Annotated in this window: 20 protein-coding genes; 12 read left to right on the top strand and 8 right to left on the bottom strand. The window is 71.2% G+C overall.

Annotated features, from left to right (window positions below; genetic code table 11):
* Nucleotides 1-102 precede the first annotated feature (102 nt).
* Nucleotides 103-525: a hypothetical protein gene (locus AB0C29_RS09650; protein ID WP_360817706.1), complete on the bottom strand. Its 423-nt coding sequence runs from the start codon at nt 523-525 to the stop codon at nt 103-105.
* Nucleotides 526-601: 76 nt separating this feature from the next.
* On the opposite strand from AB0C29_RS09650, the gene AB0C29_RS09645 reads away from it, so the two are divergent.
* Nucleotides 602-1,381 (top strand): SGNH/GDSL hydrolase family protein, encoded by a 780-nt coding sequence (locus AB0C29_RS09645; protein WP_360817703.1) that lies wholly within the window; start codon nt 602-604, stop codon nt 1,379-1,381.
* Nucleotides 1,382-1,399: 18 nt separating this feature from the next.
* Here AB0C29_RS09645 and AB0C29_RS09640 read toward each other — a convergent pair whose 3' ends face one another.
* Nucleotides 1,400-2,023: a hypothetical protein gene (locus AB0C29_RS09640; protein WP_360817700.1), complete on the bottom strand. Its 624-nt coding sequence runs from the start codon at nt 2,021-2,023 to the stop codon at nt 1,400-1,402.
* Between the two features lie 59 nt (nt 2,024-2,082).
* Complete coding sequence (locus tag AB0C29_RS09635; protein WP_360817697.1) at nt 2,083-3,027, bottom strand: ATP-binding protein; 945 nt, start codon at nt 3,025-3,027, stop codon at nt 2,083-2,085.
* Between the two features lie 135 nt (nt 3,028-3,162).
* Here AB0C29_RS09635 and AB0C29_RS09630 point away from each other — a divergent pair, with 135 nt between their 5' ends.
* A complete protein-coding gene (locus tag AB0C29_RS09630) occupies nt 3,163-3,855 on the top strand; it encodes a VOC family protein (RefSeq protein ID WP_360817694.1) in 693 nt (230 codons plus the stop codon).
* 12 nt (nt 3,856-3,867) lie between these two features.
* On the opposite strand, the gene AB0C29_RS09625 is transcribed toward AB0C29_RS09630, so the two are convergent.
* A complete protein-coding gene (locus AB0C29_RS09625; protein WP_360817691.1) occupies nt 3,868-4,329 on the bottom strand; it encodes an SRPBCC domain-containing protein in 462 nt (153 codons plus the stop codon).
* Entirely contained in the window at nt 4,326-4,679 is a 354-nt protein-coding gene (locus AB0C29_RS09620; protein ID WP_360817689.1) for an ArsR family transcriptional regulator, read from the bottom strand. Before AB0C29_RS09620 ends, AB0C29_RS09625 begins: the two co-directional genes overlap by 4 nt.
* A gap of 18 nt (nt 4,680-4,697) precedes the next feature.
* Between AB0C29_RS09620 and AB0C29_RS09615 the strand changes: the two genes are divergently transcribed.
* Entirely contained in the window at nt 4,698-5,330 is a 633-nt protein-coding gene (locus tag AB0C29_RS09615; RefSeq protein WP_360817686.1) for a dihydrofolate reductase family protein, read from the top strand.
* Between the two features lie 34 nt (nt 5,331-5,364).
* Nucleotides 5,365-5,913 carry a hypothetical protein gene (locus AB0C29_RS09610; RefSeq protein WP_360817683.1) on the top strand — a complete coding sequence of 183 codons (549 nt, stop codon included), beginning with the start codon at nt 5,365-5,367 and terminating at the stop codon, nt 5,911-5,913.
* Nucleotides 5,914-5,923: 10 nt separating this feature from the next.
* On the opposite strand, the gene AB0C29_RS09605 is transcribed toward AB0C29_RS09610, so the two are convergent.
* The 3 genes from AB0C29_RS09605 to AB0C29_RS09595 all read right to left on the bottom strand — a co-directional run bounded on the left by AB0C29_RS09605 (nt 5,924) and on the right by AB0C29_RS09595 (nt 7,150).
* Nucleotides 5,924-6,271: a hypothetical protein gene (locus AB0C29_RS09605; RefSeq protein ID WP_360817680.1), complete on the bottom strand. Its 348-nt coding sequence runs from the start codon at nt 6,269-6,271 to the stop codon at nt 5,924-5,926.
* A 99-nt stretch (nt 6,272-6,370) separates the two neighbouring features.
* The gene (locus AB0C29_RS09600) at nt 6,371-6,835 is read right to left on the bottom strand and encodes a DUF1707 domain-containing protein (RefSeq protein WP_360817677.1); all 465 of its coding nucleotides are present in this window, start codon (nt 6,833-6,835) and stop codon (nt 6,371-6,373) included.
* A gap of 111 nt (nt 6,836-6,946) precedes the next feature.
* Nucleotides 6,947-7,150 (bottom strand): hypothetical protein, encoded by a 204-nt coding sequence (locus AB0C29_RS09595; protein WP_360817674.1) that lies wholly within the window; start codon nt 7,148-7,150, stop codon nt 6,947-6,949.
* A gap of 146 nt (nt 7,151-7,296) precedes the next feature.
* On the opposite strand from AB0C29_RS09595, the gene AB0C29_RS09590 reads away from it, so the two are divergent.
* The 8 genes from AB0C29_RS09590 to AB0C29_RS09555 form a co-directional block, all read left to right on the top strand.
* On the top strand, nt 7,297-8,040 hold the full coding sequence (locus AB0C29_RS09590) for an alpha/beta hydrolase-fold protein (RefSeq protein WP_360817671.1): 744 nt from the start codon (nt 7,297-7,299) through the stop codon (nt 8,038-8,040).
* Between the two features lie 150 nt (nt 8,041-8,190).
* The gene (locus AB0C29_RS09585; RefSeq protein WP_360817667.1) at nt 8,191-9,147 is read left to right on the top strand and encodes an ABC transporter substrate-binding protein; all 957 of its coding nucleotides are present in this window, start codon (nt 8,191-8,193) and stop codon (nt 9,145-9,147) included.
* A 183-nt stretch (nt 9,148-9,330) separates the two neighbouring features.
* On the top strand, nt 9,331-10,692 hold the full coding sequence (locus tag AB0C29_RS09580; RefSeq protein ID WP_360817665.1) for a DUF1996 domain-containing protein: 1,362 nt from the start codon (nt 9,331-9,333) through the stop codon (nt 10,690-10,692).
* A gap of 63 nt (nt 10,693-10,755) precedes the next feature.
* Nucleotides 10,756-11,391, top strand: a complete 636-nt coding sequence (locus tag AB0C29_RS09575; RefSeq protein WP_360817662.1) for a GntR family transcriptional regulator — start codon at nt 10,756-10,758, stop codon at nt 11,389-11,391.
* A 31-nt stretch (nt 11,392-11,422) separates the two neighbouring features.
* Entirely contained in the window at nt 11,423-13,081 is a 1,659-nt protein-coding gene (locus AB0C29_RS09570) for an allophanate hydrolase (protein ID WP_360817659.1), read from the top strand.
* Nucleotides 13,078-13,770, top strand: coding sequence for an isochorismatase family cysteine hydrolase (locus AB0C29_RS09565; RefSeq protein WP_360817656.1), 693 nt, complete (start codon nt 13,078-13,080; stop codon nt 13,768-13,770). The genes AB0C29_RS09570 and AB0C29_RS09565 overlap by 4 nt, the downstream gene beginning before the upstream one ends.
* A 3-nt stretch (nt 13,771-13,773) precedes the next feature.
* Nucleotides 13,774-14,427 (top strand): isochorismatase family cysteine hydrolase, encoded by a 654-nt coding sequence (locus AB0C29_RS09560; protein WP_360817653.1) that lies wholly within the window; start codon nt 13,774-13,776, stop codon nt 14,425-14,427.
* The coding region (locus AB0C29_RS09555) for a regulator (protein ID WP_360817650.1) at nt 14,424-15,969 on the top strand (1,546 nt) is incomplete at its 3' end. The genes AB0C29_RS09560 and AB0C29_RS09555, both read left to right, overlap by 4 nt.

Here is a 15,969-nt window from a genome sequence, read left to right as displayed (position 1 = left end):
GACCCCCGCCACATCGCCACTGAGCGGGGTTCGCCCGGCCGGTCTCTGCGACGAAAGTCGTAGTGACCGGCCCCGCCGGCCTGCACCTGGGACAGAGCGCGGTCAGCCGGCGTTGAAGTTGTCGCTGACATCGCGCTGGAGGTGGACCATCGTCTCGGCGAGCAGCTCGCGGACCTGCCGGTCGTCGGCGAGCCCGGCCGGCACGACCACTTCGGCGCGCACCACACTGCCGCCGGCCGGTGCGTCGTCGACCTGGGCGGTGCCGTGCAGGCCGGTGCTGTCCAGCGAGTGCCACTGCAGCTCAAGGTGGTCGGTGACCACCTTCACACCGTACGGGTAGATCTGCGCACCGACCCGGACCCGCACCTCGTCCCGGCCGGCCGCCTCGGTGTTCATGCCGCGCGGCAGCCAGCGGGAGATCCGGTCGGGATCGGTCAGCACCCCGAAGACCACCTCCGCCGGCGCGGTGAAGTCGTAGGAGCCGCCGACCCGCACGGCCCCCTCTGCGTCGCCCTGTTCAGCCATCACCCCGTTAGCCCTTCCCCGTCCGCCCGCCTTCATGCCATTAGCCTTCTCGGGAGTCGACAGGAAGGGCGGTGCCATGCGGTACGTCGCGATCGGGGACAGCTTCAGCGAGGGGATGGGCGACGAACTGCCGGACGGCACGGTGCGGGGCTGGACGGATCTGGTCGCCGCCGGGCTGAGCGCGGGGCTGGCCGCCCGGGGCGAGACCCTGGAGTACGCCAACCTGGCCATCCGCGGCCGGCTGCTGCGGCCCATCGTCACCACCCAGCTCGACGCCGCGCTGGCCCTGCAACCACCCGCCGACCTGCTGACCTTCAACGGCGGCGGCAACGACATGATGCGCGCGGGTGTCGACCTGGCCGAGCTGGTGGCCATGATCGAGCAGGCGGTCCGGCGATGCGTCGACGCCGGGGTACGCCCGGTGGTGCTCAGCGGCGCCGACCCGACCGCGCAGCTGCCGTTCGGCCGGACCATCCGCCGGCGCGGCGAATACCTGACCGCGGCCAGCCGGGAGCTCTGCGCGCGGCACGACGTCACCTTCGTCGACGCCTTCGGTGACGAGGAGATCCGGGACCACCGGTACTGGTCGGCCGACCGGCTGCACCTCAACAGCGCCGGCCACCGCCGGGTCGCCGGCCTGGTCCTGCACGCGCTCGGGTACGCGGAACCACCCGAGCCGGCCGGCAGCGCGGCCGGGACACGGCGCCGGATGGTGGAGAACGCCCGGTACTACCGCGAGCACGTGCTGCCCTGGATCCAGCGCCGGCTGCGCGGGCAGTCGTCGGGCGACAACCGCGATCCCAAGTACCCCCGCTGGGAGCTCATCGAGCCGGCCGCCCAGAGCCCCCTGCCCTGAGCCTGCTCCCCGGGCCGGTCACGGGAGGGCGCGGGCCTCGGTCTGCTTGACCGCGGCGGCGTGCCGGCGGGCCTCGGTCACGGCCGCCATCAGGCGGTCCCACTGCGGGTCCGGGCGGAACCGCACGATCGGCAGATCCCGGCCGACCCGGGCCCACATGTACTCCCACCAGGCCGCCACCCGCACCGGCCACAGCCCCACCCGGACCGCCCCGGCCAGGAAGCACCGGTGCACCAGCAGGGTGGCCCCCAGGACCTCCGGATCCAGCTCCAGATCGGGATCGTCGATGGCCTTACCGAGCGCGCGCACGTCCCGGTGCATCTCCGAGTACGCCACCAGGTCGGGCATCGCCGGCACCGCCGTCAGCGGGTCGTCGATCATGTCGGCCGCGTACGCCGGCGTGAACACGATGTCGTCCACGGTGACGATCAGCGGCAGCTCCTCGTGCCCGCGGCGGATCCCCAGGACGACGACGGGCTGACCGGTGGGTCCGGTGGTCACGTCATGGCTGAGCACGTCCCCCGCCGCGACACGGGCCTCGTCCCCGATCTCGGGAACCCGCACGACCAGCACATCGGCCTCGATCGAGACCTGGGTGCCGGGCACCTCACCCACCAGCCGCGCGAGTTCCTCAACGTCCATGGCCCCGGTTATACCCAACGACCGCGAACCGATCGTCACCGGCGGGCACGGATCGCTCGCTACGAAAGCGCCCGGTAGTGGTGCCCGCCCGGATTGTTCCGGGCCGCCGCACCGAGCAGAACCGTCACCCGGCACTCCGGGTCACCGACGGCGATGCGCTCGTCCAGCAGCACCACCGCGTCGTCATGGTTGCGGGCGGCGATCCCGCCGAACACGCTGGAGGTCATCCGGCACAGGGCGGGCGCCTGCCGCACGGTGTCGCCGAACGGGCAGCGCCGGTTGCCCAGCACGATCTTGTCCGGGCCGGTGGAGATGACGTAGAAGTCGCCGTCGATGGCCCCCTTGAGCCGCAGGTAGCAGTCGGCGACCTGCTCGGGCGTGAGCCGGCCGCTCACCGTACGGGCCCGGCGGTACTCCTCCTCCATCTGCCCGCCGACCGTGGCGCCGACCTGCGCGACGAGCTGCTCGACCACGGCCGGCCCCTGATCCGCCTCGGCGGTCCGGGCCAGCTCGACGACCAGCGCCCGCAGGAACGCCTCCTTGCCGAATCCGGCCGGTCCAGCCTCGTCCGCGGCCGGCAGCGGATTGAGCCGCCGGCGCAACGGATCGAACGACACCTCGGTACGCCGGGTCAGCGCCAGCACCGCCTGCACCCGTTTGCCCTGCCCGCGCTTGGCGACGACGTCGAGGTCCTTGGCCAGCTGGGAGACGAGCCACAGGCCGCGGCCGCGTTCACTGGCGGTCTCCGGCAGCGACAGCTCACCCAGTTCGAACGCCGGACCGAGATCGTGCACGGTCAGCAACGGCCGCGCCTGGGACCAGTCCAGGCTGACCCACACCGGGCCGCCGGCATGGTGCACGGCGTTGCCGACCAGCTCGGAGACCACGAGCCGGGCGTCGTCGACATCATCGGGGTGCTCGGCGTGCCGGCGCAGAAAAGCGGTCAGCTCGGCGCGCAACGCGGCCGCCGACGCCGCGCCCACCGGCGTGAGCAACCAGTCCAACCCGCACTCCCGTCCTGACGGAGCCCCCGCGGATCGAAGCACGATAACCCGTACGGTGCGGCTCGGCGCCGGGCCGGAGCCGATTCCACCCGTCGGTCCGACCCCGATCGTGGCGGGCTGGGTATCTTGCCCGGTATGAACGGTGTGGTGTCAGCGGCGGTACCGGTCTGCTACGTGCGCAACGTCGAGCAGGCCCAGGCCTTCTATGCGATGTTCGGCTACACCGAGACCCAGAGCGGCGAGGAGAACGGCGGGCTGTGGTCGTACCTGCAGAGCGGCACTCACACGCTGCTGCTGGCGTGCGTACAGCCGCCGGTGATCCAGGCCGAGCTGCCGCTGCTCATCTACCTGTACGTGGATGACCTGGCCGCCGTACGGGAAAGGTTCGAGGCCGCCGGGCACCCGGTGGAGCTGATCGGCCACCCCAGCCACGCACCCGGCGGCGAAGCCCGCACCAAGGACCCGGACGGCAACGTGGTGGTCTTCGCCCAGCGCACCGGGACGCCGGCGGACCGGGCCCGGAACACCGACGAAGCCGCCCGCAGCACCCTGATCCGGCAGGCCGCCGAGGCGATCGGCCGGCGCGGTGGTGCGCCGGCGGCCTGCCAGGTCGGGCTGGCCGACGGCAGCCCGTGCGAGCAGCCCGCGGAGGTCAAGCTGGCCGATTCGTGGGGCGAGACGGTCTGGGGGTGCTTGAGCCACACCGACGAGGCGCTGCTCAACGCCCGCAGCGCCTTCATCGCGACCGAGGACGACCAGGGCCTGGGACCGTGGCTGCGTGCCCGCCGCGGCCACCCCGACGCCCTCCTTGGCCGCCCGGGCGCTTGACCGCCCTCCTGCTCAGGTCAGGACGGCGTCGATCTGGCTGACCGCGGTGGACAGGCCCTGCTCGAAGCCCATGCCGATGAGCTGGTCCATCGCGTCGGCGGACGGGAAGGTCGTGACGATCACCATCCGGGTGCGGCCGGCCGGCTGCTCCTCGATGCGGACGCGGACGAGCAGCGGCGGGATGTCCGGGTCACCCATCTCGAACTCCAGGCCGTCCGGCGGAGTCACGATCAGCACCCGCCACCAGCCCGACCGCCGCTCGCCGCCGGGACCGGTCACGAAGTAGGTGACCTTGCCGCCCGGGCGCAGGTCGTGCTCGACCACGGTGGCCGGATGCGTCGGCGGGCCCCACCACCGTTCCAGCCGGCGCGGATCCGCCCAGAGCTGCCAGACCCCCGCGGCGCTCGCGGTGAACTCGGCGGTGAGGGTCATCGTGCGGGTCTGCGGATCTTTGTGGACGCTGGTCACGGTCATGCGGGAGCTCCGGGGTTCGGGTCCTCGGCGAGCACGTCGCCGAAACGGTCCATCCGGTCCCGCCAGACCAGCTCGAGCTGATCGAGCAGCCGGGCGGCGCGGCGTACGGTGTCGACGTTGCCGGTGACGAGCTGCTCGCGGCCGCTGCGGCGCTTGGTGACCAGGGCGGCGCGTTCGAGCACGGCGACGTGCTTCTGCACGGCGGCGAAGGTCATCGGATAGAGCCGGGACAGCGCCGACACCGAATACTCGTCGCGCAAGGTGCGCACCACGATGTCCCGCCGCGTGCTGTCGGCGAGCGCATGGAACACGGCATCCAACACCGGCGGCTCGACCTCATCTACAACCATGTGGTAGTACGTTACCTCATGAGACTGAGCCTGATGCAGTTCCTGTCCCTGGACGGCGTGAGCCAAGGTCCGGGCGGGCCCGACGAGGACACCACCGATGGCTTCACCAGCGGCGGCTGGTTCGTGCCGCACCTGGACGAGACGTTCCTGCGCCTGGTCACTGAGTGGATCCGGGAGGCGGACGGCTTCCTGCTGGGCCGGCGCACGTACGAGGCGTTCGCCCGGGACTGGCCGAAAGCCACCGACCCGGACGACGAGGTCGCCCGCCAGCTCAACAGCCGGCCGAAGTACGTCGCCTCACAAACGCTGCGGGCCGGCGACTGGGCGCCGACCACCGTACTGTCCGGCGACGTCGCGGCTCAGGTCGCCGAGCTCAAGCAGCAGCCCGGCCGCGAACTCCAGATCCACGGCAGCTCCCGGCTGGCGCAGTCCCTGCTGGCGGCCGGCCTGATCGACGAGCTCCGGCTGATCATCGCCCCGGTGGTGGTCGGCACGGGTCGCCGCCTGTTCCCCGACGGCGGTACGCCGGCCGGCCTGCGCCTGACCCACCACCAGACAACCCCGAGCGGCCTGGCGATCCACACCTACGAGCCGGCAGGAGCACCGACCACGGACACGCTGCACACGGACGACCCCCGCCGGCGCATCTGAGCTCGGGTTGGGCGGTGGATGCTAGCTTGCCCGCATGGACGCGGGGCAGCATGACGGCACCGAGCCCGGCACAGCAGCCATGCTCTACGCCGGGGCGATAGTCGGGGTACTGCTGCGCGGGGCGACGTGGGTGCTCAGCTCGTTCACGCTCGGGCCGGTGCTGGGCATCGTGGACACGGTCGCCGGTGAATACGTGGCCCGCCGCGAGGCGCTCTTCGTGCAGGCGGTGGTGACGGTCGCGGCCGTGGTGGCCGCGATCCTCAGCGGGCTGGCGCTGCAGAGCGACCCCGCCCGCTTCCGATGGCCGGTACGGCTGCTGTGCGGACTGTTCATTCTGGACGCGATCCTGTATCTGACGCCGATCGTGTTCGCTGCGGGCATCGGCGATATCGAGTTCACCACCGTGGCGTGGGCGGTGTTCGCGGTGGCGGTGGTCGGGAATCTCGGGCTGGCCGGCCTCTCGCTGCTGATCATCATCCGGACCCGGACCCGGGCGCCGCGGCGGCCGGCGCAGGGGACGGCCGGGCCGGCCGTGATCGAGCTCGGCGTGCCGCCATCGGACGGGGCAGCCCGGCCGGCCTGACTGGCCGGCGCTAGAGGTCCCGCAGGCGCAGCAGTGAGCGCAGGCGCAGGTCCCGCCGCATCCGCGGATCGTCGAGAGCGTCGACGATGCAGGCCAACCCCACCCAGCCGGCGCCGACACCATCGATCATCGCGTGCACCGTCCGCGCCTGGCTGCCCGTGGCGATCCAGTCATCGACCACGAGCACCTGGTCGGAGGATCGGACGAGACTGCGACGGAAGCCGAGTTCCAGGTGCCGGTCGTGGTAATCCGGCGGGGTCGTGCGCCGGACCCATTGGTCGCTGTCCCCGGCGGGCGTGCGGTTCTTGCGCACCTCGACGAAACCGACCCCCAGGTGCAGAGCGACCAGTGGTCCCACCAGCGGCAGGCGAATGCCTTGCGGAGCCGGGAGGCAACGTCGCCCGGATCTACCACCTCCATGACCTGAGGGTAGTGATCCGGACGCGCGCCTGTCCGCTCAAGCGCCTTCGGAAGAGTCGTCCGACACCGGCTTCCGGCCCGCGGTGCGTAGGTGCTCGATGTAAGCGATAGCCACAGTCACCACAACCGGAACGACGAGCGCCCACCAGATCCCATAGGCGAAGCCCAGCACCACCGCGACCGGTAGACCCAGCGCGAGCATCAGACAGCCGGCGAGGAAGATCGGCGGAGGGGTCTCGTCATCCGCTTCGGCCGCCGGCGCCGCCGCGGTGGGCAGCAGCGGATGAGGCGCGGGCAGGTCGGCGAAGAGTCGCAGCAGCTCCGACTGGGTCCGGGCGAGCTTCGACGCTTCCACCCGCTGTTCGTAGTCGGCCGGATCGAGCCGCTTCGCGACCAGGTGCTCCTCCAGCGCCTCCTGGGCGGACTCGCGCTCGGGAGTGCCGATCAGCAGATCAGGCGCGGATGCGCCGACGCCCGGATCGCTGTCGTCAGGGCCCGTCACGGCGTCAGCCTAGCGATCCGATCCCACACCGAGTGACCCATGCTTCGGGAGTACCCGCACGTCTTCCTTGGGGCCTCCAGCACATGGAAGCCGACGCAGCGCCGAGAGCCGTCAGAAGCGCACAGCGTCCTGCCGGAGCAGAATCCCCCGCACCTCGCGAGCCTCCTCGCTGCTGTGCCGGTCGAGCACCTGCTCCAACTCGACCCGATCGGCCGCACTGCTGAAGGCGGCAAGCTCAGCACTGAGCCGCCGACGGGCCGACCGCTCCACCCGCCACCGGGACACCTCAGCGCGGATCTTGGCAGCAAGCTGCATGGCACGTTCCTCATCTACCTGAAGGGAGCTTCTTAAAGCGCTTTAAGACCACCCTACCGACACCGCGGCCGGATGCCTACGTGACAGCCGACACGGGCGGGGTACCCGGGGGTGTGGCCACGCGCTCGGCAGGGAACATCGGCGGGGTGCGTCACTACTCCGTGAAACTCGACTCCCCGACGAGCAGCGCCTCCGGCACGGTCGCCGTCTATGGGCATTTCGGCCGGCCCGTCCTCGTTTTTCCCACCGAGCTGGGTCAGGCTTACGAGTTCGCGGACAACGGGATGGTCGCCGCGGTCGGTGAGCTCATCGAGGCCGGCCGGGTCAAGCTTTACTGTGTTGATTCCTTCGACGCCGCCACCTGGTCGGCCGACTACCTGCCCCTGGAGGAGCGGGCCCGGCGGCACGCCTCGTACGAGTCGTGGGTTGTCGATGCCGTGGTGCCGCACGTGCGGGCCGACTCCGGGGACGGCGTCGAGATCGCCACGGCCGGGTGCTCGATGGGCGCGTTCCATGCCTTGAATTTCGCCCTGAAGCGGGCCGATCTCTTCCCGCTCGCCCTCTGTTTCTCCGGCAACTACGAGCCGGCCGCCTGGCGCAGCTGGGGCGAACGCGGCGATGCCGTCTATTTCAACAGCCCTGTCGACTACGTCGCCAATCTGCACGGTGAGCACCTGGAGTGGCTGCGGTCGCGGGTGTCGGCGCTGCTGGTGTGTGGGCAGGGCCAGTGGGAGGACACCACCGGCGCCCTCGGGTCCACTCAGCGGATGGCGCAGTTGCTGGCCGCTCAGGGGCTGCGGCACGAGCTCGACCTCTGGGGTCCCGACGTACCGCATGACTGGCCGTCGTGGCGCGCCCAGCTGGCCCATCATCTGCCGCGGTTCTGCTGACCGGGGAAGATGGCGGGCCGGCGTTCGCCGGAGCGGGCCATCGGCCGGGTCGGTGCCGACCTCTGACCGTTCCGGCCGCCCCGCGGGAGCCTACTGCGGGGTACGGTCTCCCGGGCCCACCCGCGCCCGCATACCTCCAGGAGACTCACCATGCGCCGGATCCTCGCCGCTGTCGCTCTCACAGCGACCCTGTTCGCCGCGGCGGCCTGCAGCTCGGACGACGAGAAGACGGACAAGGCCGGCGTCGGCACCAAGGTCAGTGTCGGTGTCATCCCCATCGTCGACGTCGCGCCGATCTATCTGGGTAAGCAGAAGGGCTTCTTCAGCGGCCGGGGCATCGATCTGACGCTGGTGCCGGAGCAGGGTGGCGCGCCGATCGTCAAGGGTGTGCTGGCGGGTAAATACCAGTTCGGCTTCAGCAACGTGACCTCGCTGATGGCGGCGAAGTCCGACGGCGCGCCGCTCAAGGCGGTGGCCAACGGGGTCGCCTCGACCGGGCGTCCGGGGCGGGACTTCTCGGCGGTCGTCGTGGCCGGCGGCAGCCCGATCCGTACGGCCAAGGACCTCGCCGGCAAGCGGGTCGCGGTCAACACGCTGAAGAACCTGGGCGACACCACCGTGCGGCAGTCGGTACGCCAGGACAAGGGCAACCCGGCCACCATCCAGTTCCAGGCGATGCCGTTCTCGGAGATGCCCGCCGCGTTGCAGAACCAGCAGGTCGACGCGGCGTGGGTGGTCGAGCCGCAGCTTTCCGAGGTGCTGACCCAGGGCGGCCAGGTCGTCGCCTCGAACTACGTCGACACCGCCCCGGATCTGACGGTGGCGATGTACTTCACCGGGACCGCGGTCATCGACAAGGACCCCGAGCTGGTGAAGAACTTCACCGCGGCGGTCAACGAGTCACTGCAGTACGCCGCGGGTCACCCTGAGGAGATCCGGGCGACGGTCGGCACGTACACCAAGATCAACGATGTGGTCCGGACCGCGATGATCCTGCCGAGCTGGCCCAACGACATCAACCGGCCCTCGCTGGAGCGGCTGGCCACGCTGGGCCGGGCGGACGGCATCTTCACCACGCCGCCGGTTCTGGACGACCTGCTGCCCTGACGTCGGCGCCGGGTCAAGTAAACGCTTCCCGGCGCGAGGTCAACTTTCCGCACATTGTGCCCACACTCGCTGCGGAAACTATCGGGAAGCGCTTCCCGACGGGATACTTCGGACACCCGAACGACCGCCGTCGATCTGCCGATCCCCCTCGGGCAGCCGGCGGCACCGACCCGAAGGATGCCCATGGACCGATCAAGGAAGCGCCGCGCCCTGCTGGGGGCCGCCCTGACCACCCTGCTCACCGGAACCCTCGCCGTCACGGCGGCGGGCACCGCCACCGCGGCCACCACCGTGGTGCAGGCCGAGGCCTATGCCGCCCAGTCCGGCGTGCAGCTGGAAGCCACCGCCGACACCGGCGGTGGCCAGAACGCGTCCTACCTGGCCGACGGTGACTGGATGCGCTACGACGGGGTGGACCTGGGCCCGGCGGGCACGCTCAGCATCGCGGCCCGGGTCTCCTCGGCCACCGGCTCGGGCAGCGTCGAGCTGCACACCGGCTCGGCCACCGGCCCGCTGCTCGCCCGCTTCGCGATCACCGCGACCGGCGGCTGGCAGAACTGGACGACCCTGACCACCACGGCGTCCACCCATCCGACCGGCCCGCAGACGGTGTACGCCGTCCTGCGCAACACCGCGGGCGGCGACTTCGTCAACGTCAACTGGTTCTCGTTCGGCGACGGCGCCCAGAGCGACGCCGGCTGGGTGACCATGGACCAGGCCACCTGGCAGGCCCAGCTCGCCGCGTTCCGGGCCATGGCACCACGCCCGGTGCCGGCCAACTCCGTACGGGTGCCCGAGTTCAACGCGTCCTGCCTGTACAGCCACTCGAAGCCGGACGACCCGATCGTCTTCCCGGGGATGGCCGGCGCCTCGCACATGCACAGTTTCATCGGCAACCGCAGCACCGACGCGAACACCACGACCGCCACCCTGCTGCGCAACGCGGGCACCAGCTGCAAGCCGGCCGAGGACCTCTCGGCGTACTGGATCCCGACCCTGTACGAGCGCGGCCGCGTGGTCGAGCCCAAGGACGTGGTCGTGTACTACGGCTCCCGGCTGGTCGACCCGGCCGCCACGGTGCCCTTCCCGCAGGGCTTCCGGATGATCGCCGGCGACGCCCGGTTGCAGGCTCCCACCCCGGCCGGCTCGGTCAACCAGTTCTACTGCGCGGGTGCGGGCGGCGAGATCGGCCGCAGCGCGGACGGCAACTGGCCGCTCTGCGCGCCGGGCGCGACGCTGATGTTCCAGCTGGTGTTCCCGGACTGCTGGGACGGCGTGCACCTGGACAGCCCGACCCACAAGGCGCACGTGGCGTACACCTATGACGGCCGGTGCAGCGGGAACTTCCCGGTGGCGATCCCGTCCATCTCGTTCCTGATCGCGTACCCGACCAGCGGCACGGCCGACGGTTTCGAGCTGGCCTCCAAGATGGCCTCCTCGATGCACGGCGACGCGTTCCTCGCCTGGGACAACGACGCCCTCGGGCACCGGGTGAAGAACTGCGTGGTCCAGCGGGCCAAGTGCAACACCGCCGGCGACTTCTGAGCCGTACGGCGTGGCCGGCACGCCCGGTGTCACCGGGCGTGCCGGTACTGGCACACTCGTGCTGTGGGCAACGGTGAGCTGGAGAGTCACAGCCTCGTCGACCTCGCCCTCGACCGGCTCAGCCGCGAGATCCTCAGCGGCCGCACCGATCCCGGCGAGCGCCTCGTCGAGGAGCAGCTCACCCGCCGGCTGGGCATCAGCCGGGCGCCCCTGCGCGAGGCGCTGCGGCTGCTGGCCCAGCAGGGTCTCGTGGAGCACATCCCGCGCCGCGGCGTCCGGGTGGCCACCCTCTCCGACGACGACGTCCGCGAGCTCTACGAGGTGCGTGACGTGCTGGAGCGGCACGCCGTCGCCTCGATCCGGCCCGGCGCCGACCTGTCCGGGCTGCGCGCCGCGCTCGAGGTCATGAGCAAGGCGACGGACGCGGGCGACCGGCTGGCCATCGCCGACGCGCACCGCCGCTTCCACGTCGAGGTGGTCGCGCTGGGCGGCAACCGCCAGCTCGGCACCCTGTACGAGTCGGTGCTGGTCCGCCTCCAGCTCTACATGGCGGTCAACCTGCGCCGGGAGGCGGAGGTGGCGGAGCCCTCGGACGGCGTGCACCGCCACGAGCGGCTTCTCGCCGCGGTCGAGCGGGGTGACCCCGAAAGCATCATCGCGGCACTGAACGGGCACGGCGCCCGCACCTATCTGCCCTAGATCACGCAAGGAAATCCGCCCGTTACACGAGGTGGAGTCGGCCGAAACGAAACGGTCGACAATCGACAGAATGAACGATGTCTTCCGGCGCATCCGGGAACGCGGCGACGACGGTGTCTGGATCAGCACGGTCGACGAGGCCGGCCTGCGGGCCCGGGCCGCGACCGTTCCCGCCGGCCTGCCCCTGTCCGGACTGACCTTCGCGGTCAAGGACAACATCGACGTCGCCGGGCTGGAGACCACCGCGGCCTGCCCGGAATTCGCCTACCGGCCCCGCGAAACCGCGCCCGTGGTGCAACGGCTGCTCGACGCCGGGGCGCTGCTGGTCGGCAAGACCAACCTGGACCAGTTCGCCACCGGCCTGACCGGCGCGCGGTCGCCGTACGGCACCCCGGAGAGCGTCTTCGGTGGCGGTCTGATCTCCGGCGGCTCCAGTTCAGGGTCGGCCGTCGCCGTCGCCGCCGGGCTGGTCGACTTCGCGCTCGGCACCGACACCGCCGGCTCCGGCCGGGTGCCGGCCGCGCTCAACGGCATCGTCGGGATCAAGCCGACCCGGGGCCTGCTCAGCACCCTCGGGGTGGTGCCGGCGTGCCGTTCGCTGGACTGCGTCTCGATCTTCGCGTCCGACGTCAGCCGCGCGGTCGCGGTGCTGCGGGTCGCGCGCGGGCTGTCCGAAGGGGACCCGTGGGGGCGTACCGGAAGCCGGCCGTTGCGCGACCCGGCCGAGCTGCGCATCGCCACCGCGAGCTCGCTGGACTTCTTCGGCGACGCCGGGCAGGAGAAGGCGTTCGCGGCCGGGCTGGGCCGGTTCACCGACGTCCGCGAGGTCGGCATCGCACCACTGCTGGAGGCCGGCGACCTGCTCTACCGCGGGCCGTGGGTGGCCGAGCGGCTGGCCGACCTCGGTGACTTCCTGGACGGGCACCCGGACGCGGTGCTGCCGGTGACCCGCCAGGTGCTGGAGAGCGGACGGCGCTTCACCGCGGCCGACGCGTGGCGGGGCGTGCACCGGCTGCGCGAGCTGAAAGCGTGGACGGACCGGCTCTGGGACACCGTCGACGTGCTGGTGCTGCCGACCGTCGCCACGACGTACACGCACGCCGAGATCGCCGCCGACCCCATCGGCCGGAACCTCGACCTGGGCCGCTACACCCAGTTCGCGAACCTGCTCGACCTGGCCGCCGTCACGGTCCCGAACGGGTTCACCGCCGACGGCCGGCCCGCGAGCCTGACGTTGTTCGGCCCGGCGTTCAGCGACGAGACGCTGGCTCTGCTGGCCGAGACGATCACGCGGGCGGACGACCTGATGACAATCGCCGTCGTAGGACTGCATCTGAGCGGCGAACCGCGCAACCACGAGCTGACCGAGCGGCGGGCGACGCTGGTCGGCGCCGCCCGTACCGCGCCCTGCTACCGCCTCTACCGCCTGCCGTCCGGCGTGCCCGGGCTGGTCCGCGACGACACCGGCGGCCCGATCGACATCGAACTCTGGCAGCTGCCGGCCGCGACCGTCGGCAGCCTGCTCGCCGGTATCCCCGCCCCCTTGTCGCTCGGCCGCATCGCGCTGGCCGACGGCACCGAGGCGACCGGCTTCCTGTGCGAGGCCTACGCGGTCGGCGCAGCCCAGGACATCACCGCCGGCGGCGGCTGGCGGGCCCACCGCACCGCATCGGAAAGGCAGGACACATGACGGCGATCATCGGCCCGGTCAAGGCCGCCCCCTACCTCTGGCCCTACGACGGCTCGGTGCCGGTCGAGCGCACGGCGCTGATCTGCATCGACTGGCAGACCGACTTCTGCGGCCCCGGCGGATACGTCGAGGCGATGGGCTACGACATCGCGCTGACCCGGGCCGGGCTGCCCGCCACCGCGCGCCTGCTGGCCCACGTACGGGAGCTCGGCATGCTCGTCGTGCACACCCGCGAGGGTCACGACCCGGACCTCTCCGACCTGCCGGCCAACAAGCGGTGGCGCTCGGCGCAGATCGGCGCGGAGATCGGCGGGCAGGGACCGTGCGGGCGGATCCTGATCAAGGGTGAGCCGGGCTGGGAGATCGTGCCCGAGGTCGCCCCCGTGGCCGGTGAGGTGATCGTCGACAAGCCCGGCAAGGGTGCCTTCTACGCCACCAATCTGGACCTGGTGCTGCGTACCCATGGCATCACGCACCTGATCCTGACCGGGATCACCACCGATGTCTGCGTCCACACGACCATGCGGGAGGCCAACGACCGCGGTTACGAATGCCTGATCCTGTCCGACTGCACCGGGGCCACGGACCCGGGCAACCATGCGGCGGCCCTGCACATGGTCACCATGCAGGGCGGTGTCTTCGGCTGCGTCGCGACCTCCGACGACGTCATCGCCGCCACGGAGGGCTGAGCCGTGCCGACCGTCGAAGCGCTACCCGGACCCTTCACCTTCGCCCCGGAGAGCACGGCGCTGCTCGTCATCGACATGCAACGGGACTTCCTGGAGCCGGGCGGCTTCGGCGAGAGCCTCGGCAACGACGTCTCGCAGCTGCGCCGCACCATCGCCCCGCTGGCCGCGTTCCTGAGCACCTGGCGGGCGGCCGGCCTGCCGGTCATCCACACCCGCGAGGGCCACCTGCCCGACCTGTCGGACTGCCCACCCGCCAAGCTCGCCCGCGGCAAGATCGGCCAGCCGGGACCGAAGGGCCGCATCCTCATCCGCGGCGAGTACGGCCACGACATCATCGACGAACTCCAGCCCGCACCGGGCGAGGCCGTCGTCGACAAGCCCGGCAAGGGCGCCTTCTACGCCACCGAGCTGCAGGACCTGCTCGACAAGGGCGGCATCCGCAGCCTGCTGGTCGCGGGCGTGACGACCGAGGTGTGCGTGCACACGACGGTCCGCGAGGCCAACGACCGCGGATACGAATGCCTCGTGCTCGCCGACTGCGTCGGCTCCTACTTCCCCGAGTTCCAGCGCGTCGGCCTGCAGATGATCGCCGCCCAGGGCGGCATCTTCGGCTGGGTCGCGGATTCGACATCCGTCACTCTTGAGGAGCAGCCATGAAACTCCCCTATTGGGTACGCGGTGACACCAACGCGTTCTTCGGCTTCGGCGTCAACGTCCTGGTCAACGTGCTCACCCTGACCGGCCTGTGCATCGGCGTGATCGGCATGGACCCGGGCGACGTGTTCGGCGTCATCCTGCCGGCGCTCGGCATCGCCCTGGTGCTGGGCAACATGTACTACACCTACCTGGCCCGCCGGCTGGCCGTGAAGGAGAACCGCAGCGACGTCACCGCGATGCCGTACGGCCCCAGCGTGCCGCACATGTTCATCGTCATCTTCGTGATCATGCTGCCGATCTACCTGAACACCAAGGACCCGATCCAGGCGTGGACGGCCGGCATCGCGTGGGCGTTCATCATCGGGGTGATCGTGCTGATCGGCGCGTTCGTCGGCCCGTACATCCGCAAGTACGCACCCCGGGCCGCGCTGCTCGGCACCCTGGCCGGCATCTCCATCACCTTCATCTCGATGAACCCGGCCGGGCAGATGTGGAAGGCCGCGTGGATCGCCCTGCCGGTCCTCGGCCTGCTGCTGATCGGCCTGCTCACCGACGTCAAGCTGCCCGGCAACCTGCCGATCGGCCTGGTCGCGCTGCTGCTGGGCAGCGCGATCGGCTGGATCGGCGGGGCGATGTCGGTGCCGGACGTGACCGCCGCCGCCAAGGACATCGCGTTCGCCTTCCCGCACCTGAAGTTCGGCCTGCTCCTGGACGGGCTGCGCGACATGGCGCCGCTGCTGGCCACCGCGATCCCGCTGGGCGTCTACAACTTCACCGAGGCGATGACCAACGTGGAGAGCGCCGCCACCGCCGGGGACCGCTACAACCTGCGCAGCGTGCTGCTGGCCGACGGCGGCGGCGCGGTCATCGGCTCGATGCTCGGCTCGCCGTTCCCGCCGGCCGTGTACGTCGGGCACCCCGGCTGGAAGGCGGCGGGCGGCCGGACCGGCTACTCGATGGCGACCGGCGTGGTCATCGCCCTGCTCTGCTTCTTCGGGATGTTCGGCCTGCTCGGCACGATCTTCCCGACCGCGGCCATCGTGCCGATCCTGCTCTACATCGGCCTGCTGATCGGCGCTCAGGCGTTCCAGGCGACGCCCCGGGCACACGCCGCGGCGGTGGTCGCCGCACTGATCCCGAACATAGCGAGCTGGGCCACCGGCCAGATGGACAACGTGCTGTCGGCGGCCGGCACCTCCGCCGCGGACGTCGGCATCAGCACCCTGGCCGGCGCGGGCGTGGTCTACGACGGCCTGAAGACCCTGGGCTCCGGCGCGATCCTGGCCGGCCTGGTCCTGGGCGCGATCGTCGCCTTCATCATCGACAAACGCTTCTGGCACGCGGCGATCTTCTCCGGCACCGGCGCGGTGCTGACCTTCGTCGGCCTGATCCACGCGGAGAAGGTCCAGTGGAACGCGGACGGGCAGGTCAGCCTCGGCTACCTGCTGCTGACCGTGGTGTGCGTGCTGTTCGCGCTGACCAGGCCGGCGCCCCGGGTGCCGGACGAGGAGGAGCTCGCCCTCGAACGCCTGCACGAGGGCG

Source organism: Actinoplanes sp. NPDC048791, assembly GCF_040650095.1.
Lineage (GTDB): Bacteria > Actinomycetota > Actinomycetes > Mycobacteriales > Micromonosporaceae > Actinoplanes.
Note: the sequence above shows the minus strand (reverse complement) of the source record. Positions and strands in the feature narration are given on the sequence as shown.

Coding starts and splice junctions, on each gene's coding strand:
- AB0C29_RS09650 (WP_360817706.1), bottom strand. CDS start 525: ATGGCTGAACAGGGCGACGCAGAGGGGGCCGTGCGGGTCGGCGGCTCC.
- AB0C29_RS09645 (WP_360817703.1), top strand. CDS start 602: ATGCGGTACGTCGCGATCGGGGACAGCTTCAGCGAGGGGATGGGCGAC.
- AB0C29_RS09640 (WP_360817700.1), bottom strand. CDS start 2,023: ATGGACGTTGAGGAACTCGCGCGGCTGGTGGGTGAGGTGCCCGGCACC.
- AB0C29_RS09630 (WP_360817694.1), top strand. CDS start 3,163: ATGAACGGTGTGGTGTCAGCGGCGGTACCGGTCTGCTACGTGCGCAAC.
- AB0C29_RS09625 (WP_360817691.1), bottom strand. CDS start 4,329: ATGACCGTGACCAGCGTCCACAAAGATCCGCAGACCCGCACGATGACC.
- AB0C29_RS09620 (WP_360817689.1), bottom strand. CDS start 4,679: ATGGTTGTAGATGAGGTCGAGCCGCCGGTGTTGGATGCCGTGTTCCAT.
- AB0C29_RS09615 (WP_360817686.1), top strand. CDS start 4,698: ATGAGACTGAGCCTGATGCAGTTCCTGTCCCTGGACGGCGTGAGCCAA.
- AB0C29_RS09610 (WP_360817683.1), top strand. CDS start 5,365: ATGGACGCGGGGCAGCATGACGGCACCGAGCCCGGCACAGCAGCCATG.
- AB0C29_RS09595 (WP_360817674.1), bottom strand. CDS start 7,150: ATGCAGCTTGCTGCCAAGATCCGCGCTGAGGTGTCCCGGTGGCGGGTG.
- AB0C29_RS09585 (WP_360817667.1), top strand. CDS start 8,191: ATGCGCCGGATCCTCGCCGCTGTCGCTCTCACAGCGACCCTGTTCGCC.
- AB0C29_RS09580 (WP_360817665.1), top strand. CDS start 9,331: ATGGACCGATCAAGGAAGCGCCGCGCCCTGCTGGGGGCCGCCCTGACC.
- AB0C29_RS09565 (WP_360817656.1), top strand. CDS start 13,078: ATGACGGCGATCATCGGCCCGGTCAAGGCCGCCCCCTACCTCTGGCCC.